This window comes from Citrobacter sp. TBCS-14 (genome assembly GCF_005280805.1).
GTDB lineage: Bacteria > Pseudomonadota > Gammaproteobacteria > Enterobacterales > Enterobacteriaceae > Citrobacter > Citrobacter gillenii.
Genome location: NZ_SZWM01001345.1, coordinates 63,208 through 89,912 on the forward strand (window position 1 = coordinate 63,208; position 26,705 = coordinate 89,912).

The window sequence follows — 26,705 nt, forward strand, 5'->3', positions numbered from 1 at the left end:
AGAGGTTTTACTGTTTACCCCATAAACAGAGGGAGGCTTTCGCCTCCCTTTTTTATGCGTCTTTGGTTGTTCCCGGCACACGGGAGACAGGAACAGGAAGCCAGGCGCGAATCGACAGCCCACCGCGTTCGCTGGTGCCGATTTCCAGCATGCCGTTATGGTTATCGATGATGCGCTGCACGATCGCCAGGCCCAGACCGGTACCGCTGGTACTACGGGCACTGTCGCCGCGTACAAACGGCTGGAACAGATGTTTACGCTGCTCCGGTTTGATGCCCGGACCATCATCCTCGACCTGGAACCAGGCGCGATGTGGCTCTGTGCCACTGCTAACCTTAATCCAGCCATTACCATAGCGGGCAGCATTGACCACCATATTGGCGACCGCGCGTTTGATCGACAGCGGATGCATCTTCACCTGAATGAGGCCAGGCTGCAGCGCGGTATCAATCTCACGTTCATAACCGCTTTCTGCCGCAACGACTTCTCCTAACACCGCGTTCAGATCCGCCATCTCCATCGGCATCTCCTGCCCGGTGCGCAGATAGTCGATAAACTGTTCGATAATGGCGTTACACTCTTCGATGTCCTTATTGATGGACTCCGCAAGGTAGCCGTCTTCTTCCCCCATCATCTCGGTCGCCAGGCGGATACGCGTCAGCGGCGTACGTAAATCATGGCTCACCCCGGCCATCAGCAGCGTTCGGTCATCGGCCAGCTGCTTCACGCCCGCCGCCATATGGTTGAAGGCTCGGGTCACCGAGCGCACCTCAGAGGCACCATATTCGCGCAGTGGCGGCGGAATAATGCCTTTACCCACCTGCAACGCCGCATGTTCCAGATCCACCAACGGCCGGTTCTGGATACGAATAAACAGCCATGCACCACCGATTGCCAGCAGCATGATCGCCAGTGTATAGCGGAACAGCGGCGAGAAATCGCCCTGATGAATTTCAGTGAGAGGAACGCGAACCCAGATATTCGGAGACAGCCAGGTTTTCAGCCACACGACCGGCGAGCTTTTGTTGACCTCAACGCGAACTTCCGTTGGGCCGCCCAGCTGCTGCGCCATCTGATGACTTAAGAATTCATAGTGCTGCGCCCAACGCAACCCCGCTTCTTCAGCGGCTTCGTTGGAATAGAGGGAAATCCCCAGCTCACGGTAAATTTCCCGGCGGAATGCGGGAGGCACGACCAGTTGCGTGCCGTCCTCCAGCTGCAGTTTATCGGTCATCAGCATACGGACTTCGTAAGCCAGGACCTTATTAAACTGCTGGAGGCTCGGCAGGATCGCGAAGTTCAGCACCACCAGATAAGTCGTCACCAGGCTGGCGAACAGCAAGGTGACGATGAGCAATAACGTGCGAGCAAACGAACTTCGTGGCGAGAAGCGCATTCGCCTCATGCTTTAGAACCGTCCGGGACAAAGACGTAGCCCAGACCCCATACGGTCTGAATATAACGTGGATGTGCCGGATCTTCTTCCACCATACGACGCAGACGGGAAATCTGCACGTCAATAGAACGTTCCATCGCGGAGTACTCGCGACCACGGGCCAGGTTCATCAGCTTATCGCGGGACAACGGCTCACGCGGGTGACTGACCAACGCTTTCAGCACGGCAAATTCACCGCTGGTCAGCGGCATAGGTTCATCTTCACGGAACATCTCACGGGTGCCGAGGTTCAGTTTGAACTTACCAAAAGCGATAACCGCTTCTTCCTGAGACGGCGCGCCCGGCAGTTCATTTGCCTGACGACGCAGTACGGCACGAATACGCGCCAACAGTTCGCGCGGATTAAACGGTTTCGGAATATAGTCGTCAGCGCCGATTTCCAGCCCAACGATACGGTCAACCTCTTCCCCCTTCGCCGTCACCATAATGATCGGCATTGGGTTGCTCTGGCTACGCAGGCGGCGGCAAATCGACAGACCATCTTCACCTGGCAGCATCAAATCCAGTACCATAAGGTGGAAGGATTCACGGGTCAGCAGACGATCCATCTGCTCAGCGTTTGCGACGCTTCGAACCTGGAAGCCCTGCTCGGTCAGATAACGTTCCAGTAGCGCGCGCAGGCGCATGTCGTCATCGACCACCAGAATCTTATAGTTCTCTTGCATTGTTATTACTCCCAAAGGTTCGCAACAATTGTAAGTGTGTATTCTTAAGAAAGCTCACCTGAGTAACCAGCAAATTCTGGTATGAATTCCAGGCTAAATTGTTACAAAGCATATTAAACAGCAGCTTAAGTATACAATGTTTCTCGTAATACATTATTTATTCTGTTGATATGCTCACGTAATACCAATTGTGCGCATCATCACAGAATCAAGGTAAAACAATAAGATGAAAACGCCCCTGATAACCCGTGAAGGGTATGAAAAACTCAAACAAGAGCTGAATTACCTCTGGCGTGAAGAGCGCCCGGAAGTCACCAAGAAAGTGACCTGGGCCGCCAGTCTGGGTGACCGCAGCGAAAACGCTGACTACCAGTATAATAAAAAGCGCCTGCGTGAGATCGACAGACGCGTCCGTTATTTGACCAAGTGCATGGAGAATCTAAAAATTGTCGATTACTCCCCTCAGCAGGAAGGAAAAGTGTTCTTTGGCGCATGGGTTGAGATTGAAAATGATGACGGCGACATCCGCAAATTTCGCATTGTCGGCTACGATGAAATCTTTGGCCGTAAGGATTACATCTCTATCGACTCACCGATGGCGCGCGCCCTGCTCAAAAAAGAGGTCGGCGATCTCGCGGTAGTGAACACCCCTGGCGGAGAAGCAAGCTGGTACGTGAATGAGATTGAGTACGTTAAATAAGACGGAACAATCCGAAGCCCCTGCTGATGGCTGGCATTTTTGCCAGTCAATCCGTATAACTATCCCCTGATTTTTATCCTAAAGACGAAGCTATCCATGATGAATGATTCTTTCTGCCGCATTATCGCAGGTGAAATTCAGGCTCGTGCTGAACAGGTAGAAGCTGCCGTTCGCCTGCTTGATGAAGGGAACACCGTGCCGTTTATCGCACGTTATCGTAAGGAAATCACCGGCGGTCTGGATGACACGCAGCTGCGTAATCTGGAGACCCGTCTGGGATATCTGCGGGAACTGGAAGACCGCCGTCAGGCGATCCTCAAATCTATCGGCGAGCAAGGCAAACTGACCGACGATCTGGCGAAAGCGATCAACGGCACGTTAAGTAAGACCGAACTCGAAGACCTCTACCTGCCGTACAAACCTAAACGCCGCACCCGTGGGCAAATCGCCATTGAAGCGGGTCTTGAGCCGCTGGCCGACCTGCTGTGGAACGATCCCTCTCACGACCCAGAAACCGAAGCAGCCAAATACCTCAATGCCGAAAACGGTGTGGCGGATACCAAAGCGGCTCTCGACGGCGCGCGCTACATTCTGATGGAGCGTTTTGCCGAAGACGCCGCGCTGCTGGCAAAAGTCCGTGATTACCTGTGGAAGAACGCCCATCTGGTTTCCATCGTAGTGAGCGGGAAAGAAGAGGAAGGCGCCAAATTCCGCGACTACTTCGATCACCACGAACCTATTTCCACCGTTCCTTCTCACCGAGCACTGGCGATGTTCCGCGGGCGTAACGAAGGCGTGCTGCAGCTTTCTCTGAATGCTGACCCGCAGTTCGATGAGCCGCCAAAAGAGAGCCACGGCGAGCAGATTATCCGCGATCATCTGGGTCTGCGCCTGAACAACGCGCCGGCGGACAGCTGGCGTAAAGGCGTTGTCAGCTGGACATGGCGCATCAAAGTGCTGATGCACCTCGAAACCGAACTGATGGGCACCGTGCGCGAACGTGCGGAAGATGAGGCCATTAACGTCTTTGCCCGCAACCTGCACGACCTGCTGATGGCCGCTCCGGCCGGGTTGCGTGCCACTATGGGTCTCGATCCTGGTCTGCGTACCGGCGTGAAGGTCGCGGTTGTTGACGGGACCGGCAAGCTGGTGGCGACCGACACCATTTATCCGCATACCGGACAGGCAGCCAAAGCCGCCGTTGCGGTGGCCGCGCTGTGCGAAAAATACAACGTTGAGCTGGTGGCGATTGGCAACGGTACCGCATCGCGTGAGACCGAACGCTTCTTCCTCGACGTGCAGAAACAGTTCCCGAAAGTGACCGCACAAAAAGTGATCGTCAGCGAAGCCGGGGCCTCGGTGTACTCTGCTTCTGAACTGGCGGCACTGGAGTTCCCGGATCTCGACGTTTCCCTGCGCGGTGCGGTATCTATTGCCCGCCGTCTGCAGGATCCGCTGGCCGAGCTGGTGAAAATCGACCCGAAATCGATCGGTGTCGGCCAGTACCAGCACGACGTTAGCCAGACCCAGCTTGCCCGTAAATTGGATGCGGTAGTCGAGGACTGCGTAAACGCCGTCGGCGTTGATCTGAATACCGCCTCCGTGCCGCTGTTGACTCGCGTAGCCGGTTTAACCCGCATGATGGCGCAGAACATTGTTGCCTGGCGTGATGAGAACGGTCAGTTCCAGAACCGTCAACAGTTGCTAAAAGTCAGCCGTCTGGGGCCTAAAGCCTTTGAGCAGTGCGCGGGCTTCCTGCGCATTAACCACGGCGATAACCCGCTGGATGCCTCAACCGTTCACCCGGAAGTCTATCCGATAGTGGAACGCATTCTGGCCGCCACCGAGCAGTCGCTGCGCGACCTGATGGGCAACAGCACCGAATTGCGTAACCTGAAAGCAGCCGACTTTACCGACGAGCGCTTCGGGGTGCCGACCGTAACCGACATCATCAAAGAGCTGGAAAAACCGGGTCGTGACCCGCGTCCTGAGTTCAAAACCGCACAGTTTGCTGACGGCGTAGAAACCATGAACGATCTGCTGCCGGGCATGATTCTGGAAGGCGCAGTCACCAACGTCACCAACTTTGGTGCGTTTGTCGATATCGGCGTTCATCAGGACGGTCTGGTGCATATCTCCTCGTTATCGAACAAATTCGTTGAAGACCCGCACACCGTGGTAAAAGCCGGCGACATTGTGAAGGTGAAAGTGCTGGAGGTTGATCTACCGCGTAAGCGTATCGCCCTGACCATGCGTCTGGACGAACAGCCGGGTGAAACCAATGCCCGTCGCGGCGGCGGTGGCAACAACGAGCGCACACAGGGTAACCGCCCGGCGCCTAAAGCCGCAAAACCCCGTGGTCGTGAAGCGCAGTCAGCCGGTAACAGTGCGATGATGGATGCACTGGCGGCGGCAATGGGTAAAAAGCGCTAGTGTGACGCGTGTGCCGGATGGCGGTGTAAACACCTTAGCCGGCCAACTTGTCGTTATTAATTTGTAGGCCGGATAAGACGCGCGAGCGTTGCCATCCGGCCTATTTAATATATTTATCGCTTTCCGTCACAATATATTTATCACTTTATTAACAGCTGAAACCTTAATTAAACATTAATAAATTCCAATAGTTTCTCCCTCGAATCATTCATGTCAGACCTGAATAAATGTTGAGCCATATCAAAATTGACTCAAATTATTCGCCAATCCAACATTCCGTCACATTTATTCTATTGATGATAGAAACCATTCTCATTATCATTGTTTTGTTGATTATTTACTCTTTCCTTCGTTGGCTAATCATCTGGTCTCATGCCGCCTTTCGCCCCATGAGGTAATCATCCAGTTAGCGAGATATAAGTAGGTCCCTATGCAATTCACTCCAGACACTGCTTGGAAAATTACCGGTTTTTCTCGTGATATCAGCCCGGCGTACCGGCAGAAGCTCTTGTCGCTCGGCATGCTGCCAGGCTCATCGTTCAATGTGGTTCGCGTCGCCCCATTAGGCGATCCTATCCATATTGAAACACGCCGAGTCAGCCTGGTGTTGCGGAAAAAAGATCTGGCGTTATTAGAAGTGGAAGCGGTTTCCTGTTAATACAGTGAGTCTATAAAAATGAAAAAACTAACCATTGGTTTAATTGGTAATCCTAATTCCGGCAAGACAACATTATTCAATCAGCTTACCGGCGCACGTCAGCGTGTGGGTAACTGGGCTGGCGTTACCGTTGAGCGCAAAGAAGGTCATTTCTCGACAACTGACCATCAGGTTACGCTGGTGGATTTACCCGGCACCTATTCTTTGACGACCATCTCATCGCAGACCTCCCTCGATGAGCAAATTGCCTGTCACTATATCTTAAGCGGCGACGCCGACCTGCTGATCAACGTGGTCGATGCCTCCAACCTCGAGCGTAACCTCTACCTGACGCTGCAACTGCTTGAACTGGGTATCCCCTGCATCGTCGCGCTGAACATGCTGGACATTGCTGAGAAGCAGCAAATCCGGATTGATATCGATGCCCTTTCCGCCCGTCTGGGCTGCCCGGTGGTGCCGCTGGTCTCAACCCGTGGTCGCGGGATTGAAGCACTGAAGCTGGCTATCGATCGCTACAAAGAAAACGACACCGTCGAGCTGGTACATTATGCCCAACCGCTGCTGCGTGAAGCCGAGTCTCTGGCTGACGCGATGGCCAAAGAGATGCCGCAGCAACAACGTCGCTGGCTCGGTCTGCAGATGCTGGAAGGCGATATCTACAGCCGCGCCTACGCGGGTGATGCGGCACAAAATCTGGATGCCGCGCTGACTCGTCTGAGTGAAACAATGGACGATCCGGCGCTGCATATTGCTGATGCACGTTACCAGTGCATTGCCGCCATCTGCGATACCGTCAGCAACACCCTGACCGCAGAGCCAAGCCGCTTCACCACCGCGGTCGATAAGGTCGTACTTAATCGCTTCCTCGGCCTGCCAGTATTTCTGTTCGTAATGTACCTGATGTTCCTGCTCGCCATTAACATCGGTGGCGCGCTGCAGCCGCTGTTTGACGTCGGTTCCGTGGCACTCTTTATCCATGGTATTCAGTGGATTGGCTACACCCTGCACTTCCCGGACTGGTTAACCATCTTCCTGGCGCAGGGTCTTGGCGGCGGGATTAACACCGTGCTGCCGCTGGTGCCGCAAATCGGCATGATGTACCTGTTCCTCTCGTTCCTCGAAGACTCCGGCTATATGGCGCGTGCTGCGTTTGTGATGGACCGTTTGATGCAGGCACTGGGATTACCGGGTAAATCGTTTGTCCCGCTAATTGTCGGCTTCGGCTGTAACGTCCCTTCCGTGATGGGCGCACGCACGCTGGATGCACCGCGTGAACGTCTGATGACCATCATGATGGCGCCGTTTATGTCCTGCGGTGCGCGTCTGGCGATTTTCGCCGTGTTTGCTGCGGCGTTCTTTGGCCAGAACGGCGCGCTGGCCGTCTTCTCACTGTACGTACTGGGTATCGTCATGGCGGTACTGACCGGCCTGATGCTCAAGCACACCATTATGCGTGGCGAAGCCACACCGTTCGTGATGGAGCTGCCGGTTTACCATGTACCGCACGTTAAAAGCCTGGTCATTCAGACCTGGCAGCGCCTGAAAGGCTTTGTCCTGCGCGCCGGTAAAGTCATCATCATCGTCAGTATTTTCCTCAGCGCGTTTAACAGTTTCTCCCTGAGCGGAAAAATCGTCGATAACATCAACGACTCGGCGCTGGCGTCCGTCAGTCGCGTAATCACCCCTATCTTCAAACCGATTGGCGTACACGAAGATAACTGGCAGGCCACCGTGGGTCTGTTCACCGGAGCCATGGCAAAAGAAGTGGTTGTCGGTACGCTGAATACGCTCTATACCGCTGAAAATATTCAGGAAGAAGAGTTCAACCCGGCCGAGTTCAACCTCGGTGACGAGTTAGCAGGTGCGCTGGGTGAAACCTGGCAAAGTCTGAAAGACACCTTCAGCCTGAGCGTGCTGGCTAACCCTATCGAAGCCAGCAAAGGCGACGGTGAGATGGCAACCGGCGCAATGGGCGTGATGGGTGCGAAGTTCGGCAGCGCCGCCGCCGCGTACAGTTACCTGATTTTCGTGCTGCTGTATGTCCCGTGCATTTCGGTAATGGGCGCTATTGCTCGTGAATCCAGCCGTGGCTGGATGGGCTTCTCCATTCTGTGGGGACTGAACATCGCCTACTCTCTGTCGACGCTGTTTTACCAGACGGTCAGCTACAAAGAGCATCCGACCTACAGTCTGGTGTGCATTTTAACCGTCATTCTGTTTAACATCGTGCTGCTGGGAATGCTGCGCCGCGCACGCAGTCGGGTAGATATCGAACTGCTGGCGACCAATAAGACGCCAGGTTCCTGCTGTGCCAGCACCACCGGCGATTGCCACTAGGCGGTGAATGATGGCATCGCTTATTCAGGTACGTGATTTACTGGCTCTGCGGGGGCGTATGGAGGCAACACAAATCAGCCATACGCTGCACACCCCGCAGCCGATGATTGACGCCATGCTGAATCAGTTAGAACAGATGGGTAAAGCAGTACGTATTCAGGAAGATGCCGACGGGTGTCTTTCTGGAAGCTGCAAGAGTTGCCCTGAAGGGAAAGCCTGTCTGCGCGAGTGGTGGGCATTACGCTAACCTGTTGCAATAGGCCGGATGGCGCTACGCTTATCCGGCCTACAAATAGCCCCAATCCCCGAGCGGGATACAGCGCTAGATCTGCTGCTTCAACGCCACCAGCGCGGTACAGAACTCAGCAGGATGCGAAATAAACGGCGCATGTGCCGCTTTGGCAAATATCAACGACTCACTCTGCGGCCACAGTGCATCCAGCATCGGCACGACTTTACGCGGCACCAGACCATCGAGATAGCCGTACAAACGCAGGAACGGCATGTCCAGGGCGCAGAGCGGCTCACGCAGGTCGACCGTTTTCAGGATCTCCAGCCCACCATTCAGCACCGCCACATCCGGCATCGGTAACGCCAGCACCGTTTTCTTCAGCGCACGCGCATCCTGACGCGCCGTCTCCGTCCCCATCGTTTGCAGTGCCAGGAAACGCTCCACCGTCCGCTGGAAGTCTTCGCTAAGCTGCTGCTGGAAGCCCGCCAGCACTTCAGGCTTAATACCAGGCCACTCATCGCGTGCGCTAAAGCATGGCGAAGAGGCGACGGTAACCAGCGCCTGCACGCGCTCAGGATGGGTCAACGCCACCTGACTCGCCACCAATCCGCCCAGACTCCAGCCCAGCCAGATGGCTTTCTCCGGAGCCTGTTGCAAAACGCACTCCGCCATTTCTTCCAGCGGCATCGCACCAAAACCCTGACTGCGCCCAAATCCCGGTAAATCAACCAGGTGCAGCGTAAAATGCGAGCTTAATTCCTCACTTATGCAATGCCAGACTTCCGCATTCAGTCCCCATCCGTGCAGCAGCACAAGATGGCAATTTCCCGAACCCCGGGTCTGCCACCAGATGTCATTCATCAGTTACTGTTCTCTTTTGACCAACAAGGATGAACCTATGCTAACAGTACCAGGATTGTGCTGGCTATGCCGAATGCCGTTAATGCTCGGGCACTGGGGAATGTGTTCCGTTTGCACGCGTGCGACGTGTCAACATGTCTGCCTGTGCCCACAGTGCGGGCTGCCCGCCGCCCACCCCGATATTCCCTGCGGACGCTGCCTGCAAAAGCCGCCGCCGTGGCAGCGACTGATCGCGGTCAGTGACTACGTGCCGCCGCTGAGCGGGCTAATCCACCAGCTGAAGTTTTCCCGGCGTAGTGACATCGCCCCCGCACTGTCGCGCTTGATGTTGCTGGAGGTATTACAGGCTCGCCGTACTCGTGGCCTTCCCCTGCCGGATCGGCTGATTAGCGTTCCACTCTGGCAACGCCGCCATTGGCGCAGGGGATTTAATCAAAGTGACTTACTGTGTCGCTCACTGGCACGCTGGCTGGGCTGCGACTGGGACGGTCAGGCCATCACACGAACTCGCCCCACCGCCACACAGCACCATCTCAGCGCCCGATTACGCAAACGCAACCTGAAAAATGCGTTTCGCCTTGAATTGCCGGTGCAGGGACTCCATATGGTTGTTGTGGATGATGTCGTCACTACCGGAAGTACCGTCGCGGAGATCGCGCAGCTGCTTTTACGCAACGGCGCGGCGACTGTCCAGGTATGGTGCCTGTGTCGAACCTTGTAGAGCCTCGATGATGGGCGTATTATAACCAAGTAAAATAGTCAACTATTAGGCCATTACTATGATCCATATTTCCGATGCTGCACAAGCGCACTTTGCCAAACTGTTGGCAAATCAGGAAGAAGGGACACAAATTCGCGTATTTGTGATTAATCCCGGCACGCCTAACGCTGAATGCGGCGTTTCTTATTGCCCGCCGGACGCCGTGGAAGCAACCGACACCGCCATTAAATTTGACCTGCTGACCGCTTACGTTGATGAACTGAGCGCACCGTACCTGGAAGAGGCAGAAATTGATTTTGTTACCGACCAGTTAGGCTCCCAGCTGACCCTGAAAGCACCTAATGCGAAAATGCGTAAAGTGTCTGATGACGCACCGCTGATGGAACGCGTGGAGTACATGCTGCAGTCACAGATTAACCCACAGCTGGCTGGCCACGGTGGCCGTGTCTCCTTGATGGAAATCACCGACGAAGGCTACGCAATTCTGCAATTCGGTGGCGGCTGTAACGGCTGTTCAATGGTCGATGTCACACTGAAAGAAGGCATCGAGAAGCAGCTGCTGGCTGAATTCCCGGAGCTGAAAGGCGTTCGCGATTTGACCGAACACCAGCGCGGCGAACACTCTTACTACTAGTATCCGTAGGCCCGATAAGACGCATCAGCGTCGTCATCGGGCATTGGTGCCGGATGGCAGCGTAAACGCGTTATCCGGCCTACACCCCTGCATTTCTCCGCATATGTCCTGCAACAACCCCCCTATAATTTGACCTGCCTCTCATAATTTAAATTTTGCCTGCCCAGGTGATTTTCAATCACTACATGTTACCCGTATCATTATCGCACGCACCTGGAACACTCATAACAGCCAGCTAAACTACGTAGTTTTGAAGGCAATCAGCATTGGTGCCGTAATAACTCTGTTCCCGGTCGGGACAATCAGAATTTGTCATCTAAACACTGACGTTACCCATAACAAAGTAAAGGCCAGGTAAATCATGCCATTAGTCATCGTTGCTATCGGTGTAATCTTGTTACTCCTCCTGATGATCCGTTTCAAAATGAACGGCTTCATCGCTCTCGTCCTGGTGGCGCTTGCTGTCGGATTGATGCAAGGGATGCCACTGGATAAAGTCATCGGTTCAATTAAAGCCGGCGTCGGCGGAACCCTTGGTAGCCTCGCCCTGATTATGGGTTTTGGCGCCATGTTGGGCAAAATGCTGGCAGACTGCGGCGGTGCGCAACGTATTGCCACCACGCTGATTGCTAAATTCGGCAAAAAGCACATCCAGTGGGCCGTGGTATTAACCGGCTTCACCGTGGGCTTTGCGCTGTTCTACGAAGTGGGCTTCGTGCTGATGCTGCCGCTGGTATTCACCATCGCTGCCGCCGCGAACATCCCGCTGCTGTATGTCGGTGTGCCAATGGCCGCTGCGCTGTCTGTGACCCACGGCTTCTTGCCGCCACACCCGGGCCCGACCGCAATTGCCACCATTTTCCACGCCGATATGGGTAAAACCCTGCTGTTTGGTACGATTCTGGCGATCCCGACCGTTATTCTGGCGGGTCCGGTGTATGCGCGTTTCCTGAAGGGCATTGATAAGCCAATCCCGGAAGGTCTGTACAGTGCAAAAACCTTCACTGAAGAAGAAATGCCAGGCTTTGGCGTCAGCGTCTGGACCTCTCTGGTTCCGGTCGTGCTGATGGCGATGCGTGCTATCGCGGAGATGATCCTGCCGAAAGGCCATGCCTTCCTGCCGGTTGCAGAGTTCCTCGGTGACCCGGTTATGGCAACGCTGATTGCCGTTCTGATTGCGATGTTCACCTTTGGTCTGAACCGTGGACGTTCGATGGATCAGATTAACGACACGCTGGTGTCCTCCATCAAGATCATCGCAATGATGCTGCTGATTATCGGCGGTGGCGGTGCGTTCAAACAGGTACTGGTGGATAGCGGCGTCGACAAATACATCGCCTCTATGATGCATGAAACCAACGTCTCTCCGCTGCTGATGGCATGGTCAATTGCCGCTGTACTGCGTATCGCACTGGGTTCTGCTACCGTGGCAGCCATCACCGCAGGTGGGATTGTGGCACCGCTGATTGCAACGACCGGCGTGAGCCCTGAGCTGATGGTTATTGCAGTAGGCTCCGGCTCCGTCATCTTCTCCCACGTGAACGATCCGGGCTTCTGGCTGTTCAAGGAATACTTCAACCTGACCATCGGCGAGACCATCAAGTCATGGTCAATGCTGGAAACCATTATTTCGGTATGCGGTCTGGTAGGATGCCTGCTGCTAAATATGGCTATCTGATGTAAAAAAGCCGGGATTTTCCCGGCTTTTTTTTACTTCTTCTTCGCGGCAGCTTTTCGCCGTTTGTCCAAATCCTTAATCAGCTTGTTCACCCCACCATCGGCAAACATCGCCTCTAGCGTCGTCGTCAGCTTACGCCGCCAGTTTTTGTACTGGTCGCTGGTCCCCGGAATATTGACCGGCTCCGCCATATCCAGCCAGTCCTCCGGCTGCAGGCCCAGTAGGGCGCTGTTGCTGTCGGCGATATAGCGCTGCATACCCCGGTTGAGGATCGGCGTCATCGACATCAACGACGCCTTGTGTCCGGCGCGTTTTGGCAGACAGCCGTATTTGTGCAGCGCATCCAACAGGCCCTGCTTCGCCAGTTCACGGTCCTGATACAACCCGCGCAGCACAACTTCATCCGGGTACAGCCCCAGCGTTTTACCGAGCGTCAGATCACCGCTGTCCCAATAGCCTTTAAGCGTAGGAAGGTCATGCGTCGCCGCGACTGCCATTGATTGTTCCGGGTACGCCTGCGGCGCGCGGAAGTTCTTCTCATGGTCATTCTCAAAATAGAGCACTTTGTAGGAATACACGCCGCTGTCACGCAGCTTGCTGACAATTTCTACCGGTACAGTACCCAGGTCTTCACCAATCACCATACAGTGATGACGTTGACTTTCCAGCGCCAGAATAGAAAGCAGGTCGTCGACCGGGTAATGCACGTAGGCGCCATGATCGGCGGTTTCGCCGTAGGGGATCCACCACAAACGCAGCATCGACATTACATGGTCAATACGCAGCGCCCCGCAGTTCTGCATATTGGCACGCAGCAGCTCGATAAACGGCTCGTAGGCGCGCGCGGTGATGATATGCGGATCCATCGGCGGCAGGCCCCAGTTCTGACCGAGCGGACCAAGAATATCCGGCGGTGCACCAACGGACGCTTTCAGGCAGTACAGCTCACGGTCACACCAGGTTTCCGCCCCACCTTCTGCTACGCCGACCGCCAGATCGCGGTACAACCCGATAGGCATTGCAAAGCCCTGACTGGTTTCCCAACAGGCAGCAAACTGGGTATACGCCAGCCACTGTAGCCAGAGGTAGAAATCCACTTCATCGCGGTGCTCTGCGCAGAATTGTTTCACCGCCGGTGAGTCCACCGTCCGGAAGTCTTCCGGCCACGCAGGCCAACCCCAGCGCGACTCATCTTCTTTCGCCTGATATGCATGCAGCGCGTCGAACGCCGCCTGCCAGTAAAGACTTTCACCTTCCTGAGCCACAAAACGACGGAATGCCGCCATCTGCTCATCATCACGCACAGAGAACCCTTTCCACGCCAGACGTAACGCGGTCATCTTCAGCGTGGTCACGGTGGTGTAATCCACCCACTCGGCATCGCGGGCCTGTTGCAGGGCTTGCTGCGTGGCAGGCTTCTGCCACCAGTTCTGCGCCGCTTTGCTCAGACGGAAGTCCTCTACCGCATTCACATCAATGTAGATCACGTTCAGCCAACGGCGCGAAGACGGGCTATACGGGCTGGCGCTCTCCGGGTTCGCCGGATACAGCGCGTGGATCGGGTTGAGGCCAATAAACGCCCCGCCGCGTTTAGCCACTTCCGGCAGCATCGCCTTCAGATCGCCAAAATCACCAATCCCCCAATTGTTCTCTGAACGCAGGGTATAAAGCTGGACGCAGGCACCCCACAGCTTTTGCCCGGCCAGCAGCGCCTGCGGCTCATAGCAACGTTTTGGCGCGACGATGATGCGGCAATGGCTGCGCGCTTCGTCCTGAGTCAGGGTGAGCGTGTGATACCCCTCCGGCAACTTCGCCGGAAGGTGAAAAGATTTACCGCCAGTGACATGCCCTTTGTGCTGCACACCGTCTTCGGTGGTCAGCAGCCAGCTAAATTCACCACTCCCTTCAACCGCCAGCGGCATTTTTTTGCCGACGGTATACACCATCACGTTTGGCACCGGAGTCACCGCCACTTTCGTGGCGGCGGTAGTACGATGCATGGCGTCAAGCAAACGCCGTTTGGTATCGGCGCCAATAGACTGCGGTTTACCGTGGGCATTAATGTAATTGGGGCTGATCCCCGCCGCCAGCGCGGCATTATCCAGACGTTTGCCTTCCATCGCGGTTCCTTATTAGCGTTTTGCCTGCCAGATACGAGCCTGATAATCGCGGATGGAGCGATCCGAGCTGAACATGCCACAGCGTGCGGTATTCAGGATCGCCGCTCGGGTCCAGGCCTCCTGGTCACGGTACAACACATCAACCTGCTTCTGGGCTTCAACGTAGGCGGCGAAGTCGGCCATCACCAGATACGGGTCACCGCCCTGCTTACCGATGCTGTGCAACATCTGATCAAAGGCGTGTTTATCACCGTTGCTGTATTTACCGCTTTCCAGCTCTTTCAGTACCGCATCCAGCACTTTGTCTTTCTTGCGCCATTTCACCGGGTCATAGCCTTTCGCCTTCAGCGCCTTCACCTCTTCCACGGTGTGGCCAAAGATAAAGATGTTTTCATCACCCACTTTCTCGGCGATTTCGACGTTAGCCCCGTCCAGCGTGCCCACCGTTAACGCTCCGTTCAGCGCCAGCTTCATGTTGCCGGTACCAGACGCTTCTTTGCCCGCCGTCGAGATCTGCTCAGAGATATCCGCCGCCGGGATCAGCATTTCCGCCGCTGAGACACAGTAATCCGGCAGGAATACCACCTTCAACTTGTCGCCGACGTGCGGATCGTTATTAATGGTTTCCGCCACTTTGTTGATAGCAAAGATGATGTTCTTCGCCAGGTAGTAACCCGGTGCCGCTTTCGCGCCAAACAGGAATACGCGCGGGACGCGATCTGCCTGCGGGTTCTCACGAATTTCTTTGTACAACGCCAGAATATGCAGCAGATTCAGGTGTTGGCGTTTGTACTCATGCAGACGTTTGATCTGAATATCAAAGATGGCGTCGGTGGTTATCTCAATACCGGTACGCGCTTTAATAAACGCCACCAGGCGCTGTTTGTTCGCCAGCTTGATGTCGCGATACTGCTGACGAAACTTAGCGTCGTCGGCGTATTTTTCCAGGTTGATCAACTGGTCAAGATCGTTGGCCCACTCTTTCTTCAGCGATTTATCCAACAACGCAGCAAGTGCCGGGTTGCACTGTTTAATCCAGCGGCGCGGCGTAATACCGTTAGTCACGTTATGGAATTTGTTCGGCCACAGCTGGTGATATTCCGGGAACAAGTCTTTCACGACCAGATCAGAGTGCAGCGCCGCTACGCCGTTAACAGCAAAGCCGCTAACCACGCACAGGTTCGCCATGCGTACCTGCTTGTTGTGCACGACTGCCAGCTTCGCCCACACCGCATCGTCGCCAGGCCAGGTTTTATCCACCAACGTCTTAAAGCGGTCGTTAATCTCTTTGATGATTTGCATATGGCGCGGCAGCAGCGCTTTTATCAGTTTCTCATCCCAGCACTCCAGCGCTTCCGGCATCAGCGTATGGTTGGTATACGCGAACGTTTTGCTGGTAATCGCCCACGCGTCGTCCCAGCTCATCTGATGCTCGTCAATCAGCACGCGCAGCAGCTCAGGAATAGCGATGGTCGGGTGGGTGTCGTTCAGCTGAATGACTTCAAAATCAGCCAGTTGATGCAGCTTACGCCCTGCCAGGTGATGGCGGCGCAGAATATCGGCCACCGAACAAGCACACTGGAAGTACTGCTGCATCAGGCGCAGCTTCTTGCCCGCCGTGTGGTTATCGTTCGGGTACAGCACTTTAGTCAGTTTTTCAGCGTCGATACCTTGCTGCTCTGCACGCAGGAAATCGCCGTCGTTGAATTTGGTCAGGTTAAACGGATGCGCGTGGCTGGCCTGCCACAGACGCAGCGGTTGCGCCACGCCGTTACGATAACCGAGCACCGGCAGATCCCAGGCCTGGCCAGTGATGATAAACCCGGGCGTCCAGTGACCTTCTTTGCTAACTTTGCCGCCAATACCGACCTGCACATCCAGCGCCTCGTTATGACGGAACCACGGATAGCTTCCGCGATGCCAGTCGTCCGGCGCTTCCATCTGTTGGCCATCAGCAAACGACTGACGGAACAGGCCGTACTGGTAATTCAGGCCGTAGCCCGTCGCGGACTGGCCGACCGTTGCCATTGAGTCGAGGAAGCAGGCCGCCAGGCGTCCCAGCCCACCGTTACCCAGCGCCGGGTCGGTTTCTTCTTCCAGCAGGTCGGTCAGATTGATGTCGTGCGCTTTCAGCTCATCGCTCACCCCCTGATACCAGCCCAGGTTTAGCAGGTTGTTGCCCGTCAGGCGACCGATCAAAAACTCCATCGAAATGTAGTTAACATGGCGCTGGTTTTTAGCGGGTTTCACCGCAGGCTGGGCGCTGAGCAATTCAGCCAACGCCCCACTCACGGCCTGCCACCACTGACGTGACGTCATTTCGTGAGCCGACAGTAAACCAAAGCGCTGCCACTGACGAGTCAGGGCCGCTTGAAAGAGATCCTTGTTGAAGGTTGGCTGTGACATAGAGGTTCCAGATCCTTTAGGTAATAAACAACGTTATCGCTAGTTTGCCAGGCTCAATGTTGACCTTCCTCATCCTGGTGAGGATTAGGGAGGGAGGAGGTGCGGGGATGAGCATAAAAATGTGATCGCCGCCACTTAAAGGAGAGGGTATTGCCCGTCGTTACGCAGAATACCCACATAAAATACCTGTCAATGCGACAGGTTTTTCGCATTAACCAAAAGGGACTCAGCAGACAATATCAAATAGCGGGATACGGTTGAGAAAAAATATGTAAACAGAGAAACAGTTTCTAACCTGAAATACATATAGTGATTAAGATATTTCACACGAAAGTTTTAAGTCGATCGCGAATACCCATGACAACACTCCGGACAATACACGAGTCATAAAAAACGAGTGGGTATTTTCGCGACCATCAGAATAACGCCAAACCCAGTCGCCACGGCCTTTGTGGCCCCTAAGAGCAATTATTGCAATAGATGTATAGAATTGTGACATAGTGCAAATTCAGACACACAAAAAACCCGCTTAGCTTGCATAAAATGACTTTCTGGCCGACCTTATAGCTATTAATTACGAAGCGCAAAAAAAATCATTTTCCCCATTTTCACACAGTGAAGTGACTAACATATGTTGATTCCGTCTAAATTAAGTCGTCCGGTTCGTCTCGACCATACGGTGGTTCGTGAGCGCCTGTTGGCTAAACTTTCCGGCGCGAACAATTTCAGGCTCGCCCTGGTAACAAGTCCTGCTGGTTATGGAAAAACGACGCTGGTTTCACAGTGGGCGGCGGGGAAAAATGAACTGGGCTGGTTCTCACTGGATGAGGGTGATAACCAGCAGGAACGCTTTGCCAGCTATTTGATTGCCGCTATTCAACAGGCGACCGGTGGACACTGTACGACCAGTGAAGCCATGGTACAAAAACGCCAGTACGCCAGCCTGACCTCACTGTTTGCTCAGCTCTTCATTGAACTGGCAGAATGGCATCGTCCGCTGTACCTGGTGGTGGATGATTATCACTTAATCTCTAATCCGGCCATCCACGAAGCCATGCGTTTTTTCCTGCGCCACCAACCTGAGAATCTCACGCTGGTGGTGCTGTCACGTAACTTACCGCAGCTGGGTATTGCCAACCTGCGGGTGCGCGATCAGCTATTGGAAATCGGCAGCCAACAGCTGGCCTTCAACCATCAGGAAGCGAAACAGTTCTTCGATCGACGTTTATCCTCCCCCATCGAAGCGGCGGAAAGCAGCCGCATGTGCGATGACGTCGCCGGGTGGGCTACCGCATTACAGCTGATCGCCCTTTCCGCACGCCAGAACAATCATTCCGCGCACCAGTCGGCACGACGCCTGGCCGGGATCAACGCCAGCCATTTATCAGATTATCTGGTCGATGAAGCGCTGGACAGCGTGGATCTCAGTACCCGCCACTTCCTGTTGAAAAGCGCCATATTGCGCTCCATGAACGATGCGCTGATTGTGCGGGTGACCGGGGAAGAGAACGGCCAAATGCGGCTGGAAGAGATTGAGCGTCAGGGGCTATTCCTGCAGCGGATGGACGACATCGGCGAATGGTTTAGCTATCACCCGCTGTTTGGTAACTTCTTACGCCAGCGCTGTCAGTGGGAACTGGCGGCCGAACTCCCCGAGATCCATCGCGCCGCTGCAGAAAGCTGGATGGAGCAAGGTTTCCCCAGCGAAGCCATTCACCATGCGCTGGCGGCAGGCGACGCCCATATGCTGCGAGATATCCTGCTCAATCATGCGTGGGGGTTGTTTAACCACAGCGAGCTGGCGCTGCTGGAAGAGTCATTAAAAGCGCTGCCGTGGGAAAGCCTGCTGGAAAATCCACGTCTGGTGCTGCTACAGGCCTGGCTGATGCAGAGCCAGCACCGCTACAGTGAAGTGAACACCCTTCTGGCGCGCGCTGAGCAGGAAATGAAAGGTGATATGGAGCCAACGCTGCATGCCGAATTTAATGCACTGCGTGCTCAGGTAGCGATTAACGACGGTAATCCTGACGAAGCTGAGCGTCTGGCAAAACTGGCGCTGGATGAGTTACCGATCGCCTGGTTCTACAGCCGTATCGTCGCCACCTCGGTGCACGGCGAAGTCCTGCACTGTAAGGGCGACCTGACACGCTCGCTGTCATTAATGCAGCAAACGGAGCAAATGGCGCGTCATCATGACGTCTGGCATTACGCGTTGTGGAGTTTGATCCAACAAAGCGAAATTTTATTCGCCCAGGGCTTTTTGCAAGCCGCCTGGGAAACCCAGGAAAAAGCCTTCCAGCTGGTGAAAGAGCAGCATCTGGAACAGCTGCCTATGCATGAATTCCTGGTACGCATCCGCGCGCAGCTCCTGTGGGCCTGGGCGCGGCTGGACGAATCCGAAGCGTCTGCCCGCAGCGGCATTGAACTGCTTTCCACCTTTCAGCCGCAGCAGCAGCTACAGTGTCTGGCACTGCTGGTACAGTGTTCGCTGGCGCGAGGCGATCTGGACAATGCCCGCAGCTTGCTCAACCGTCTGGAAAACCTGCTGGGCAACGGACATTATCACAGCGACTGGATCTCCAATGCCGATAAGGTCCGCGTGATTTACTGGCAAATGGTCGGTGACAAAAATTCGGCCGCCAACTGGCTGCGTCATACGCCGAAACCGGAGTTTGCCAACAACCACTTCCTGCAAGGTCAGTGGCGTAACATTGCCCGCGCGCAGATCCTGCTCGGTGAATTTGAACCGGCAGAAATTGTACTGGAAGAACTCAATGAAAATGCGCGTAACCTGCGCCTGATGAGCGATCTCAACCGCAACCTGTTGCTGCTGAATCAGCTGTACTGGCAGGCTGGACGCAAAAATGATGCACAGCGCGTGTTACTTGATGCACTGCAGTTGGCGAATCGTACCGGGTTTATCAGCCATTTTGTGATTGAAGGTGAAGCGATGGCGCAGCAGTTACGCCAGCTAATCCAGCTTAATACGTTACCGGAACTCGATCAGCATCGCGCCCAGCGCATTCTGCGTGAAATTAACCAACATCACCGCCACAAATTCGCCCACTTTGATGAAGGGTTCGTGGAGCGTCTGCTGACCCATCCCGAAGTCCCGGAGCTTATCCGCACCAGTCCGCTGACCCAGCGCGAATGGCAGGTGTTAGGACTGATTTATTCCGGCTACAGCAACGAGCAAATCGCCGGTGAGCTGGCCGTTGCCGCGACGACCATCAAAACGCACATCCGCAATTTGTACCAAAAACTCGGCGTGGCTCACCGCCAGGACGCGGTACAGCATGCGCAAAAACTGTTGAAGATGATGGGGTACGGGGTGTAATTAGCCCGGAGGCGTTAACGCTTACCGGGCCTGTCGTTGGCTTAGCACAACTCCAGCTGAATATGGTGGTCGGCAATCACCTGCATCACGCCCGCAGGCGGCAGGGTGTCGGTATACACGGCGTCCACCATGCTGATGCTGCCCATATTCACCATTGCATTTCGACCAAACTTCGAATGATCCACCACCAGCATTACATGCCGTGAATTCTCAATAATGGCGCGTTTGGTGCGGACTTCGTGGTAATCAAATTCCAGCAATGAACCATCGCTGTCGATACCGCTGATCCCCAAAATACCGAAATCCAGACGAAATTGTGAAATAAAGTCGAGGGTGGCTTCGCCCATAATGCCGCCATCGCGGCTACGCAGTTCGCCCCCGGCCAGAATAATGCGGAAATCCTCTTTCACCATCAGCGTATTGGCCACGTTGAGGTTGTTGGTCACAATACGCAAGTTGCTATGGTTCAGCAGCGCGTGAGCGACGGCTTCCGGCGTGGTACCAATGTCAATAAACAACGTGGAGCCGTTCGGGATCTGCGTGGCGACCTTACGGGCAATGCGCTCTTTTTCTGCCGTCTGCGTGGCCTTACGATCATGCCAGGGGGTATTCACCGAGCTGGAGGGCAACGCCGCGCCGCCGTGGTGGCGCAAAATCATGTTCTGATCGGCCAGGTCGTTAAGGTCCCGGCGAATCGTTTGTGGGCTGACGGAGAAATGCTCCACCAACTCCTCAGTGCTGACGTATCCCTGTTTTTTTACCAGTTCAATGATCGCGTCATGTCGTTGTGTTTGTTTCATTATTGTTCCCTGGAATTTTGCCGGATGGCGCTAACGCTTATCCGGCCTACAGTTTGCTATCACAACACTCTCATTCAAGTTCGTTTTCGCACATTGAGCGTGTCTGCCAATGCCATAGCCAGACCAACGGCCAGGCCAGCCATATGTGCGCCGTTCGCCATCGACATACCAAACAGATCGAACCAACCGGCAACAATCCAAATCAAGGCAAAGAGAATCAAACCACGCTGCAGGAAAATACCGCTTTGCGGATCGCGTTCGCCGCGTAGCCACACATAGCCCATCAACGCATACACCACGCCAGACAACCCACCAAACCACGGGCCGCTGAATTTCTGCTGCACATAGCCGCTCAGCAGGGCGCTGATAACGGTAATAACGATCAGTTTTCCGCTGCCCAACCGCTTTTCTACCGCCCCGCCGAGATACCACCACCACAGCAGGTTGAAGAGGATGTGCATCAGCGAGAAGTGCATAAAAGCGTGGGTGAAATAACGCCAGAATTCAAATTTCAGCGAGGGATCGAACGGCCACGCTAACCACAGCATCACCGTTTGATCGCCCACCACATTCATGGCGATAAACACCAGCACACACGCGGCCATCACCACCCAGGTGACCGGGCCGGCGCGTTCGCGCAGCGTGGCAAGAAACGGAAAACGTTGATAGTGCAGGCCACTGTCGGTTTGGCCGGACTGCCAGCTGGCCGCCAGGTAACGCGGGTCGCCTGGGTTTTCCAGAAAACGCGCCAGCTCAGCGCGCACGCGTTCAGCCTGGGACTCATCCGCCAGCCAGACATCCGTTTGACTATGTTGCTGAATCGTCAGGATAACGCCCTGTGTCGCCATATAATCAACAAAGGCCTGCGCCACGCGGGGGTTAGCAAAAGAGGTAATCATCAACATCGTTGCTGTCGCTTCATCCACACAAAAGAGGACAGTATATCGACACTACCCGTTTCAGGCTGCATCTTTGTTATATCCGCCATACTTCACTGTAGCGTCGGGCTTACGCACCAAACGTCACTTCCGCAGGAAAATGTCGATGCCAGGCATCGAATCCACCGTCGATGCTGTACACCGCATCGTACCCCTGCTGAAGCAGATATTGTGCCGCACCTTTACTGCTGTTGCCGTGGTAACACATCACCAGCACAACGGTATCAAAATCATGGTCACGCATAAAGGAACCCAGCGTGTCGTTAGTCAGGTGAAACGCCTGTGGCGCATGGCCCATGGCATAGCTTTGCGGATCGCGGATATCCACCAGCACCGCCGTTCCGTGCAGCAGCTTCTGATGGGCTTCTTCGACATTGATACATTCAAACTGATCCATGATGTTCTCTTATTATTTCTATGCAGGTAACCAATATTACCTGGCAGTGTACGTCGCCTGCACAGGTAAACGCCATAATGTTATATGTATCACTGTAAATTGTTTATCCGATGTTACCAATGGCGCGATTCTTTGCTATTATGCTCGATAACGAACATTAATGAGCTATAACGAAAGTGCGAGAGGCCAGCATGGAAACCAAAGATCTGATTGTGATAGGTGGAGGCATCAACGGTGCCGGTATCGCGGCAGATGCCGCTGGACGCGGTTTATCCGTGCTGATGCTGGAAGCGCAGGATTTAGCCTGTGCAACCTCCTCCGCCAGCTCCAAACTCATCCACGGTGGCCTGCGCTACCTGGAACACTACGAATTTCGTCTGGTCAGCGAAGCGCTGGCTGAACGTGAAGTCCTGTTGAAGATGGCACCGCATATCGCCTTCCCGATGCGCTTTCGTCTGCCCCATCGCCCACACCTGCGTCCGGCCTGGATGATCCGTATTGGTCTGTTTATGTACGATCATCTGGGCAAACGCACCAGTTTACCGAGTTCCACTGGTTTGCGTTTTGGCGCAGATTCTGTGATGAAACCCGAGATTGTGCGCGGTTTCGAATATTCTGACTGTTGGGTAGACGATGCACGGCTAGTTTTGGCAAATGCCCAAATGGTTGTGCGTAAAGGCGGGGAAGTATTAACCCGTACTCGCGCCACCTCCGCTCGTCGTGAAAACGGTCTGTGGATTGTCGAAGCGGAAGATATCGATACCGGCAAGAAACACACCTGGCAGGCTCGCGGCCTGGTTAACGCCACCGGTCCGTGGGTGAAAGAGTTCTTCGACGACGGTATGCACCTGCCTTCACCTTACGGTATCCGCCTGATTAAAGGCAGCCACATTGTGGTGCCGCGCGTACACACCCAGAAACAGGCATACATCCTGCAAAACGAAGATAAACGTATTGTGTTTGTCATTCCGTGGATGGATGAGTTCTCAATTATCGGCACCACCGACGTCGAATACAAAGGCGATCCTAAAGCAGTGAAAATTGACGACAGCGAAATCAATTATCTGCTGCAGGTCTACAACGCACACTTTAAGAAACAGCTGGGCCGCGAGGATATCGTCTGGACCTACTCGGGCGTACGCCCGCTGTGCGATGACGAGTCCGACTCGCCGCAGGCTATTACCCGCGATTATACGCTGGATATCCACGACGAAAACGGCAAAGCGCCGCTGCTGTCAGTCTTCGGCGGCAAGTTAACCACCTACCGTAAACTGGCCGAGCACGCGATGGAAAAACTGTCGTCGTACTATCAGGGCATAGGTCCGGCATGGACCAAAGAGTGCATCCTGCCTGGCGGTGACATCGGCGGCGATCGCGAAGATTACGCGGCAAAACTGCGCCGTCGCTATCCGTTCCTGACCGAATCACTGGCGCGCCACTACTCGCGCACCTACGGCAGCAACACCGAGTGGATCATCGGCGAGGCGACCTCGCTTGCTGAGTTAGGCGAAGACTTCGGGCACGAGTTCTATGAGGCAGAGCTGAAGTATCTGGTCGATCACGAATGGGTACGCCGCGCCGACGATGCGCTGTGGCGCCGCACGAAAGAAGGCATGTGGCTGAACGCTGAGCAGCAGGCACGCATGACCCAATGGCTGGCCGAGTATGTTGAAAAACACCAGCTGTCGCTGGCGTCTTGATAAAAATGCCGGATGGCGGCTGACGCCTTATCCGGCCTACAAGAGTGCATTAACGTAGGCCGGGAAGCGAAGCGCCCCCGGCAACGAGCGCCCTGTAGGCCCGGTAAGCGTCACGCCACCGGGCATTTTGCCGGATGGCGGCTAACGCCTTATCCGGCCTACAGGTAGCCCTATCTCTTGTTACAACCGTACTGAATCAATATGCCAGATGTTCTCGGCGTACTCTTTGATGGTTCTGTCCGATGAGAAGTAGCCCATGTTGGCGATGTTAATCATTGCCTTGGTGGTCCACTGCTCCGGCTCGCGGTACAGTTCATCAACCTTGTCCTGACAATCGACATAGCTACGATAATCCGCCAGCACCTGATAGTGGTCACCGAAGTTGATCAGCGAATCCACCAGGTCGCGATAGCGTCCCGGCTCTTCAGGACTGAAGACCCCGCTGCCAATTTGCGTCAGCACCTGATGCAGTTCCTCATCTTTCTCGTAATACTCGCGCGGCTTGTAACCTTTGCTACGCAAGGCCTCCACCTCTTCAGCGGTATTCCCGAAGATAAAGATATTCTCCGCACCCACATGCTCCAGCATCTCGACGTTGGCTCCGTCCAGCGTACCGATGGTCAACGCACCGTTCAGCGCAAATTTCATGTTACTGGTCCCGGAGGCTTCGGTCCCGGCCAGTGAAATCTGCTCAGACAGGTCGGCGGCAGGAATGATCACCTGCGCCAGACTGACGCTGTAGTTCGGGATGAACACCACCTTCAGCTTGTCGCCAATCTGCGGATCGTTGTTGATCACTTTCGCCACATCGTTGATCAGATGGATGATGTGCTTCGCCATGTAATAGGCCGACGCGGCCTTACCGGCGAAGATATTCACGCGCGGCACCCACTCGGCGTCAGGATCGGCCTTGATGCGGTTGTAGCGGGTGATCACATGCAGCACGTTCATCAGCTGGCGTTTGTACTCATGAATACGCTTGATCTGCACATCAAACAGCGATTTCGGGTTCACCACCACGTTAAGCTGCTGGGCGATAAGCGTCGCCAGACGCTTTTTATTCTCCAGCTTCGCACGGCGTATGGCCTGGTTCACCAGAGGGTAATCACAATGCTGTTCCAGCTCGCTGAGTTGGCTGAGATCGGTTCGCCAGGTACGGCCAATGTTCTCGTCCAGCACCTCAGAAAGCGGCGGGTTGGCCAGCGCCAGCCAGCGGCGCGGCGTCACGCCGTTGGTGACGTTGCAAAAACGCGTCGGGAAGATTTTCGCAAAATCAGCAAACAGCGACTGCACCATCAGGTTGGAGTGCAGCTCAGACACGCCGTTTACTTTATGGCTGACCACCACCGCCAGCCACGCCATACGCACGCGGCGGCCGTTGGACTCATCAATGATCGAGGTACGTCCCAGCAGGCCGGTATCGTTCGGATACTGCTCCTGCAACGTCTTCAGGAAGTAGTCGTTAATCTCAAAGATGATTTGCAGATGGCGCGGCAGGATCTTGCCCAGCATATCCACCGGCCAGGTTTCCAGTGCTTCGCTCATCAGCGTGTGGTTGGTGTACGAGAACACCTGGCAGCAGACCTCAAACGCATCGTCCCAGCTAAACTTGTGCTCATCAATCAGCAGGCGCATCAGCTCAGGGATCGACAACACCGGGTGGGTATCGTTGAGGTGAATGGCGATTTTATCCGCCAGGTTGTCGTAGGTTTTGTGCAGCTGATAATGGCGGCTCAAAATATCCTGGATCGTCGAGGAGACCAGGAAGTACTCCTGGCGCAGACGCAGCTCGCGCCCGGAATAGGTGGAGTCATCCGGATACAGTACGCGGGAGACGTTCTCAGAGTGGTTTTTATCTTCCACCGCCGCAAAGTAGTCGCCCTGGTTAAATTTACCGAGGTTGATTGCGCTACTGGCCTGAGCATTCCACAGGCGCAGCGTATTGGTCGCGTCAGTGTCGTAGCCCGGGATAATCTGGTCGTATGCTACCGCGAGGATCTCTTCGGTCTCGACCCAGCGCATCTTCTTGCCTTCCATCTGAACACGGCCACCAAAGCGCACCTTGTAGCGCGTATTGTGGCGTTTGAACTCCCACGGGTTACCGTATTCCAGCCAGTAGTCCGGCGACTCTTTCTGTCGGCCATCAACAATATTCTGCTTGAACATGCCGTAGTCGTAGCGAATACCGTAGCCGCGGCCCGGCAGGCCTAACGTCGCCAGCGAGTCGAGGAAGCAGGCTGCCAGACGCCCGAGGCCGCCGTTACCGAGGCCGGGATCATTTTCTTCGTCGATCAGATCTTCGAGATCCAACCCCATGCCTTCCAGCGCATTTTTGACATCGTCATAAATTCCCAACGATAACAGCGCATTGGAAAGCGTGCGGCCAATCAGAAACTCCATTGACAGGTAATAGACCTGGCGGGTTTCCTGAGATAATTGCGCACGATTAGAACGCAGCCAGCGCTCCACGAGGCGATCGCGCACCGCGAACAACGTGGCGTTCAGCCACTCATGTTTGTTGGCAATGACCGGATCTTTGCCAATCGTGAACATCAGCTTGTAGGCGATAGAATGCTTAAGAGCCTCTACGCTGAGTGTGGGCGATGCATAACTAAATGGAGCATTCATATAG

At 54.8% G+C, this 26,705-nt stretch carries 19 protein-coding genes; 10 read left to right on the forward strand and 9 right to left on the reverse strand.

Going from position 1 to position 26,705, the window contains the following annotated elements; genetic code table 11:
* Nucleotides 1-52: 52 nt before the first annotated feature.
* Both envZ and ompR read right to left on the reverse strand, forming a co-directional pair.
* A complete protein-coding gene (envZ, locus tag FDX22_RS28085; protein ID WP_096759268.1) occupies nucleotides 53-1,405 on the reverse strand; it encodes a two-component system sensor histidine kinase EnvZ in 1,353 nt (450 codons plus the stop codon).
* Complete coding sequence (ompR, locus tag FDX22_RS28090) at nucleotides 1,402-2,121, reverse strand: two-component system response regulator OmpR (RefSeq protein ID WP_001157751.1); 720 nt, start codon at nucleotides 2,119-2,121, stop codon at nucleotides 1,402-1,404. Before ompR ends, envZ begins: the two co-directional genes overlap by 4 nt.
* Nucleotides 2,122-2,347: 226 nt before the next feature.
* Between ompR and greB the strand changes: the two genes are divergently transcribed.
* The 5 genes from greB (at nucleotide 2,348) to feoC (ending at nucleotide 8,496) form a co-directional block, all read left to right on the forward strand.
* Nucleotides 2,348-2,821 (forward strand): transcription elongation factor GreB, encoded by a 474-nt coding sequence (gene greB, locus FDX22_RS28095; RefSeq protein WP_003023524.1) that lies wholly within the window; start codon nucleotides 2,348-2,350, stop codon nucleotides 2,819-2,821.
* A 96-nt stretch (nucleotides 2,822-2,917) separates the two neighbouring features.
* On the forward strand, nucleotides 2,918-5,254 hold the full coding sequence (locus FDX22_RS28100; RefSeq protein ID WP_146718098.1) for a Tex family protein: 2,337 nt from the start codon (nucleotides 2,918-2,920) through the stop codon (nucleotides 5,252-5,254).
* A gap of 430 nt (nucleotides 5,255-5,684) precedes the next feature.
* On the forward strand, nucleotides 5,685-5,912 hold the full coding sequence (gene feoA, locus FDX22_RS28105) for a ferrous iron transporter A (protein WP_115257296.1): 228 nt from the start codon (nucleotides 5,685-5,687) through the stop codon (nucleotides 5,910-5,912).
* An 18-nt stretch (nucleotides 5,913-5,930) separates the two neighbouring features.
* Nucleotides 5,931-8,249, forward strand: coding sequence for a Fe(2+) transporter permease subunit FeoB (gene feoB, locus FDX22_RS28110; protein WP_115257295.1), 2,319 nt, complete (start codon nucleotides 5,931-5,933; stop codon nucleotides 8,247-8,249).
* 10 nt (nucleotides 8,250-8,259) lie between these two features.
* Complete coding sequence (feoC, locus tag FDX22_RS28115) at nucleotides 8,260-8,496, forward strand: [Fe-S]-dependent transcriptional repressor FeoC (RefSeq protein WP_096759504.1); 237 nt, start codon at nucleotides 8,260-8,262, stop codon at nucleotides 8,494-8,496.
* A gap of 75 nt (nucleotides 8,497-8,571) precedes the next feature.
* Here the strand turns inward: feoC and bioH are convergent, their stop codons facing one another.
* Nucleotides 8,572-9,342 carry a pimeloyl-ACP methyl ester esterase BioH gene (bioH, locus tag FDX22_RS28120; RefSeq protein WP_146718099.1) on the reverse strand — a complete coding sequence of 257 codons (771 nt, stop codon included), beginning with the start codon at nucleotides 9,340-9,342 and terminating at the stop codon, nucleotides 8,572-8,574.
* A gap of 37 nt (nucleotides 9,343-9,379) precedes the next feature.
* Between bioH and gntX the strand changes: the two genes are divergently transcribed.
* The 3 genes from gntX (at nucleotide 9,380) to gntT (ending at nucleotide 12,375) form a co-directional block, all read left to right on the forward strand.
* Nucleotides 9,380-10,063, forward strand: a complete 684-nt coding sequence (gene gntX / locus FDX22_RS28125) for a DNA utilization protein GntX (protein ID WP_115257293.1) — start codon at nucleotides 9,380-9,382, stop codon at nucleotides 10,061-10,063.
* A 58-nt stretch (nucleotides 10,064-10,121) separates the two neighbouring features.
* The gene (gene nfuA, locus FDX22_RS28130) at nucleotides 10,122-10,697 is read left to right on the forward strand and encodes a Fe-S biogenesis protein NfuA (protein WP_096759262.1); all 576 of its coding nucleotides are present in this window, start codon (nucleotides 10,122-10,124) and stop codon (nucleotides 10,695-10,697) included.
* A 361-nt stretch (nucleotides 10,698-11,058) separates the two neighbouring features.
* A complete protein-coding gene (gntT, locus tag FDX22_RS28135; RefSeq protein ID WP_045448464.1) occupies nucleotides 11,059-12,375 on the forward strand; it encodes a gluconate transporter in 1,317 nt (438 codons plus the stop codon).
* A 32-nt stretch (nucleotides 12,376-12,407) separates the two neighbouring features.
* Here gntT and malQ read toward each other — a convergent pair whose 3' ends face one another.
* Together malQ and malP are read right to left on the reverse strand one after the other, a co-directional pair.
* On the reverse strand, nucleotides 12,408-14,495 hold the full coding sequence (gene malQ / locus FDX22_RS28140) for a 4-alpha-glucanotransferase (RefSeq protein WP_146718100.1): 2,088 nt from the start codon (nucleotides 14,493-14,495) through the stop codon (nucleotides 12,408-12,410).
* 12 nt (nucleotides 14,496-14,507) lie between these two features.
* Nucleotides 14,508-16,901: a maltodextrin phosphorylase gene (gene malP / locus FDX22_RS28145; RefSeq protein ID WP_135911284.1), complete on the reverse strand. Its 2,394-nt coding sequence runs from the start codon at nucleotides 16,899-16,901 to the stop codon at nucleotides 14,508-14,510.
* Between the two features lie 631 nt (nucleotides 16,902-17,532).
* Between malP and malT the strand changes: the two genes are divergently transcribed.
* Nucleotides 17,533-20,238: an HTH-type transcriptional regulator MalT gene (gene malT / locus FDX22_RS28150; RefSeq protein ID WP_146718101.1), complete on the forward strand. Its 2,706-nt coding sequence runs from the start codon at nucleotides 17,533-17,535 to the stop codon at nucleotides 20,236-20,238.
* A 41-nt stretch (nucleotides 20,239-20,279) separates the two neighbouring features.
* On the opposite strand, the gene FDX22_RS28155 is transcribed toward malT, so the two are convergent.
* The 3 genes from FDX22_RS28155 to glpE form a co-directional block, all read right to left on the reverse strand.
* Nucleotides 20,280-21,038 (reverse strand): DeoR/GlpR family transcriptional regulator, encoded by a 759-nt coding sequence (locus FDX22_RS28155; protein WP_096759257.1) that lies wholly within the window; start codon nucleotides 21,036-21,038, stop codon nucleotides 20,280-20,282.
* A gap of 74 nt (nucleotides 21,039-21,112) precedes the next feature.
* Nucleotides 21,113-21,943: a rhomboid family intramembrane serine protease GlpG gene (gene glpG / locus FDX22_RS28160; protein WP_137362557.1), complete on the reverse strand. Its 831-nt coding sequence runs from the start codon at nucleotides 21,941-21,943 to the stop codon at nucleotides 21,113-21,115.
* Nucleotides 21,944-22,046: 103 nt separating this feature from the next.
* Nucleotides 22,047-22,373, reverse strand: coding sequence for a thiosulfate sulfurtransferase GlpE (gene glpE, locus FDX22_RS28165; protein WP_096759255.1), 327 nt, complete (start codon nucleotides 22,371-22,373; stop codon nucleotides 22,047-22,049).
* Nucleotides 22,374-22,564: 191 nt separating this feature from the next.
* Here glpE and glpD point away from each other — a divergent pair, with 191 nt between their 5' ends.
* On the forward strand, nucleotides 22,565-24,073 hold the full coding sequence (gene glpD, locus FDX22_RS28170) for a glycerol-3-phosphate dehydrogenase (RefSeq protein WP_096759254.1): 1,509 nt from the start codon (nucleotides 22,565-22,567) through the stop codon (nucleotides 24,071-24,073).
* Between the two features lie 180 nt (nucleotides 24,074-24,253).
* Here the strand turns inward: glpD and glgP are convergent, their stop codons facing one another.
* On the reverse strand, nucleotides 24,254-26,701 hold the full coding sequence (gene glgP / locus FDX22_RS28175; RefSeq protein WP_115257289.1) for a glycogen phosphorylase: 2,448 nt from the start codon (nucleotides 26,699-26,701) through the stop codon (nucleotides 24,254-24,256).
* Between the last annotated feature and the right edge of the window lie 4 nt (nucleotides 26,702-26,705).

Coding starts and splice junctions, on each gene's coding strand:
- envZ (WP_096759268.1), bottom strand. CDS start 1,405: ATGAGGCGAATGCGCTTCTCGCCACGAAGTTCGTTTGCTCGCACGTTA.
- ompR (WP_001157751.1), bottom strand. CDS start 2,121: ATGCAAGAGAACTATAAGATTCTGGTGGTCGATGACGACATGCGCCTG.
- greB (WP_003023524.1), top strand. CDS start 2,348: ATGAAAACGCCCCTGATAACCCGTGAAGGGTATGAAAAACTCAAACAA.
- FDX22_RS28100 (WP_146718098.1), top strand. CDS start 2,918: ATGATGAATGATTCTTTCTGCCGCATTATCGCAGGTGAAATTCAGGCT.
- feoA (WP_115257296.1), top strand. CDS start 5,685: ATGCAATTCACTCCAGACACTGCTTGGAAAATTACCGGTTTTTCTCGT.
- feoB (WP_115257295.1), top strand. CDS start 5,931: ATGAAAAAACTAACCATTGGTTTAATTGGTAATCCTAATTCCGGCAAG.
- feoC (WP_096759504.1), top strand. CDS start 8,260: ATGGCATCGCTTATTCAGGTACGTGATTTACTGGCTCTGCGGGGGCGT.
- bioH (WP_146718099.1), bottom strand. CDS start 9,342: ATGAATGACATCTGGTGGCAGACCCGGGGTTCGGGAAATTGCCATCTT.
- gntX (WP_115257293.1), top strand. CDS start 9,380: ATGCTAACAGTACCAGGATTGTGCTGGCTATGCCGAATGCCGTTAATG.
- nfuA (WP_096759262.1), top strand. CDS start 10,122: ATGATCCATATTTCCGATGCTGCACAAGCGCACTTTGCCAAACTGTTG.
- gntT (WP_045448464.1), top strand. CDS start 11,059: ATGCCATTAGTCATCGTTGCTATCGGTGTAATCTTGTTACTCCTCCTG.
- malQ (WP_146718100.1), bottom strand. CDS start 14,495: ATGGAAGGCAAACGTCTGGATAATGCCGCGCTGGCGGCGGGGATCAGC.
- malP (WP_135911284.1), bottom strand. CDS start 16,901: ATGTCACAGCCAACCTTCAACAAGGATCTCTTTCAAGCGGCCCTGACT.
- malT (WP_146718101.1), top strand. CDS start 17,533: ATGTTGATTCCGTCTAAATTAAGTCGTCCGGTTCGTCTCGACCATACG.
- FDX22_RS28155 (WP_096759257.1), bottom strand. CDS start 21,038: ATGAAACAAACACAACGACATGACGCGATCATTGAACTGGTAAAAAAA.
- glpG (WP_137362557.1), bottom strand. CDS start 21,943: ATGTTGATGATTACCTCTTTTGCTAACCCCCGCGTGGCGCAGGCCTTT.
- glpE (WP_096759255.1), bottom strand. CDS start 22,373: ATGGATCAGTTTGAATGTATCAATGTCGAAGAAGCCCATCAGAAGCTG.
- glpD (WP_096759254.1), top strand. CDS start 22,565: ATGGAAACCAAAGATCTGATTGTGATAGGTGGAGGCATCAACGGTGCC.
- glgP (WP_115257289.1), bottom strand. CDS start 26,701: ATGAATGCTCCATTTAGTTATGCATCGCCCACACTCAGCGTAGAGGCT.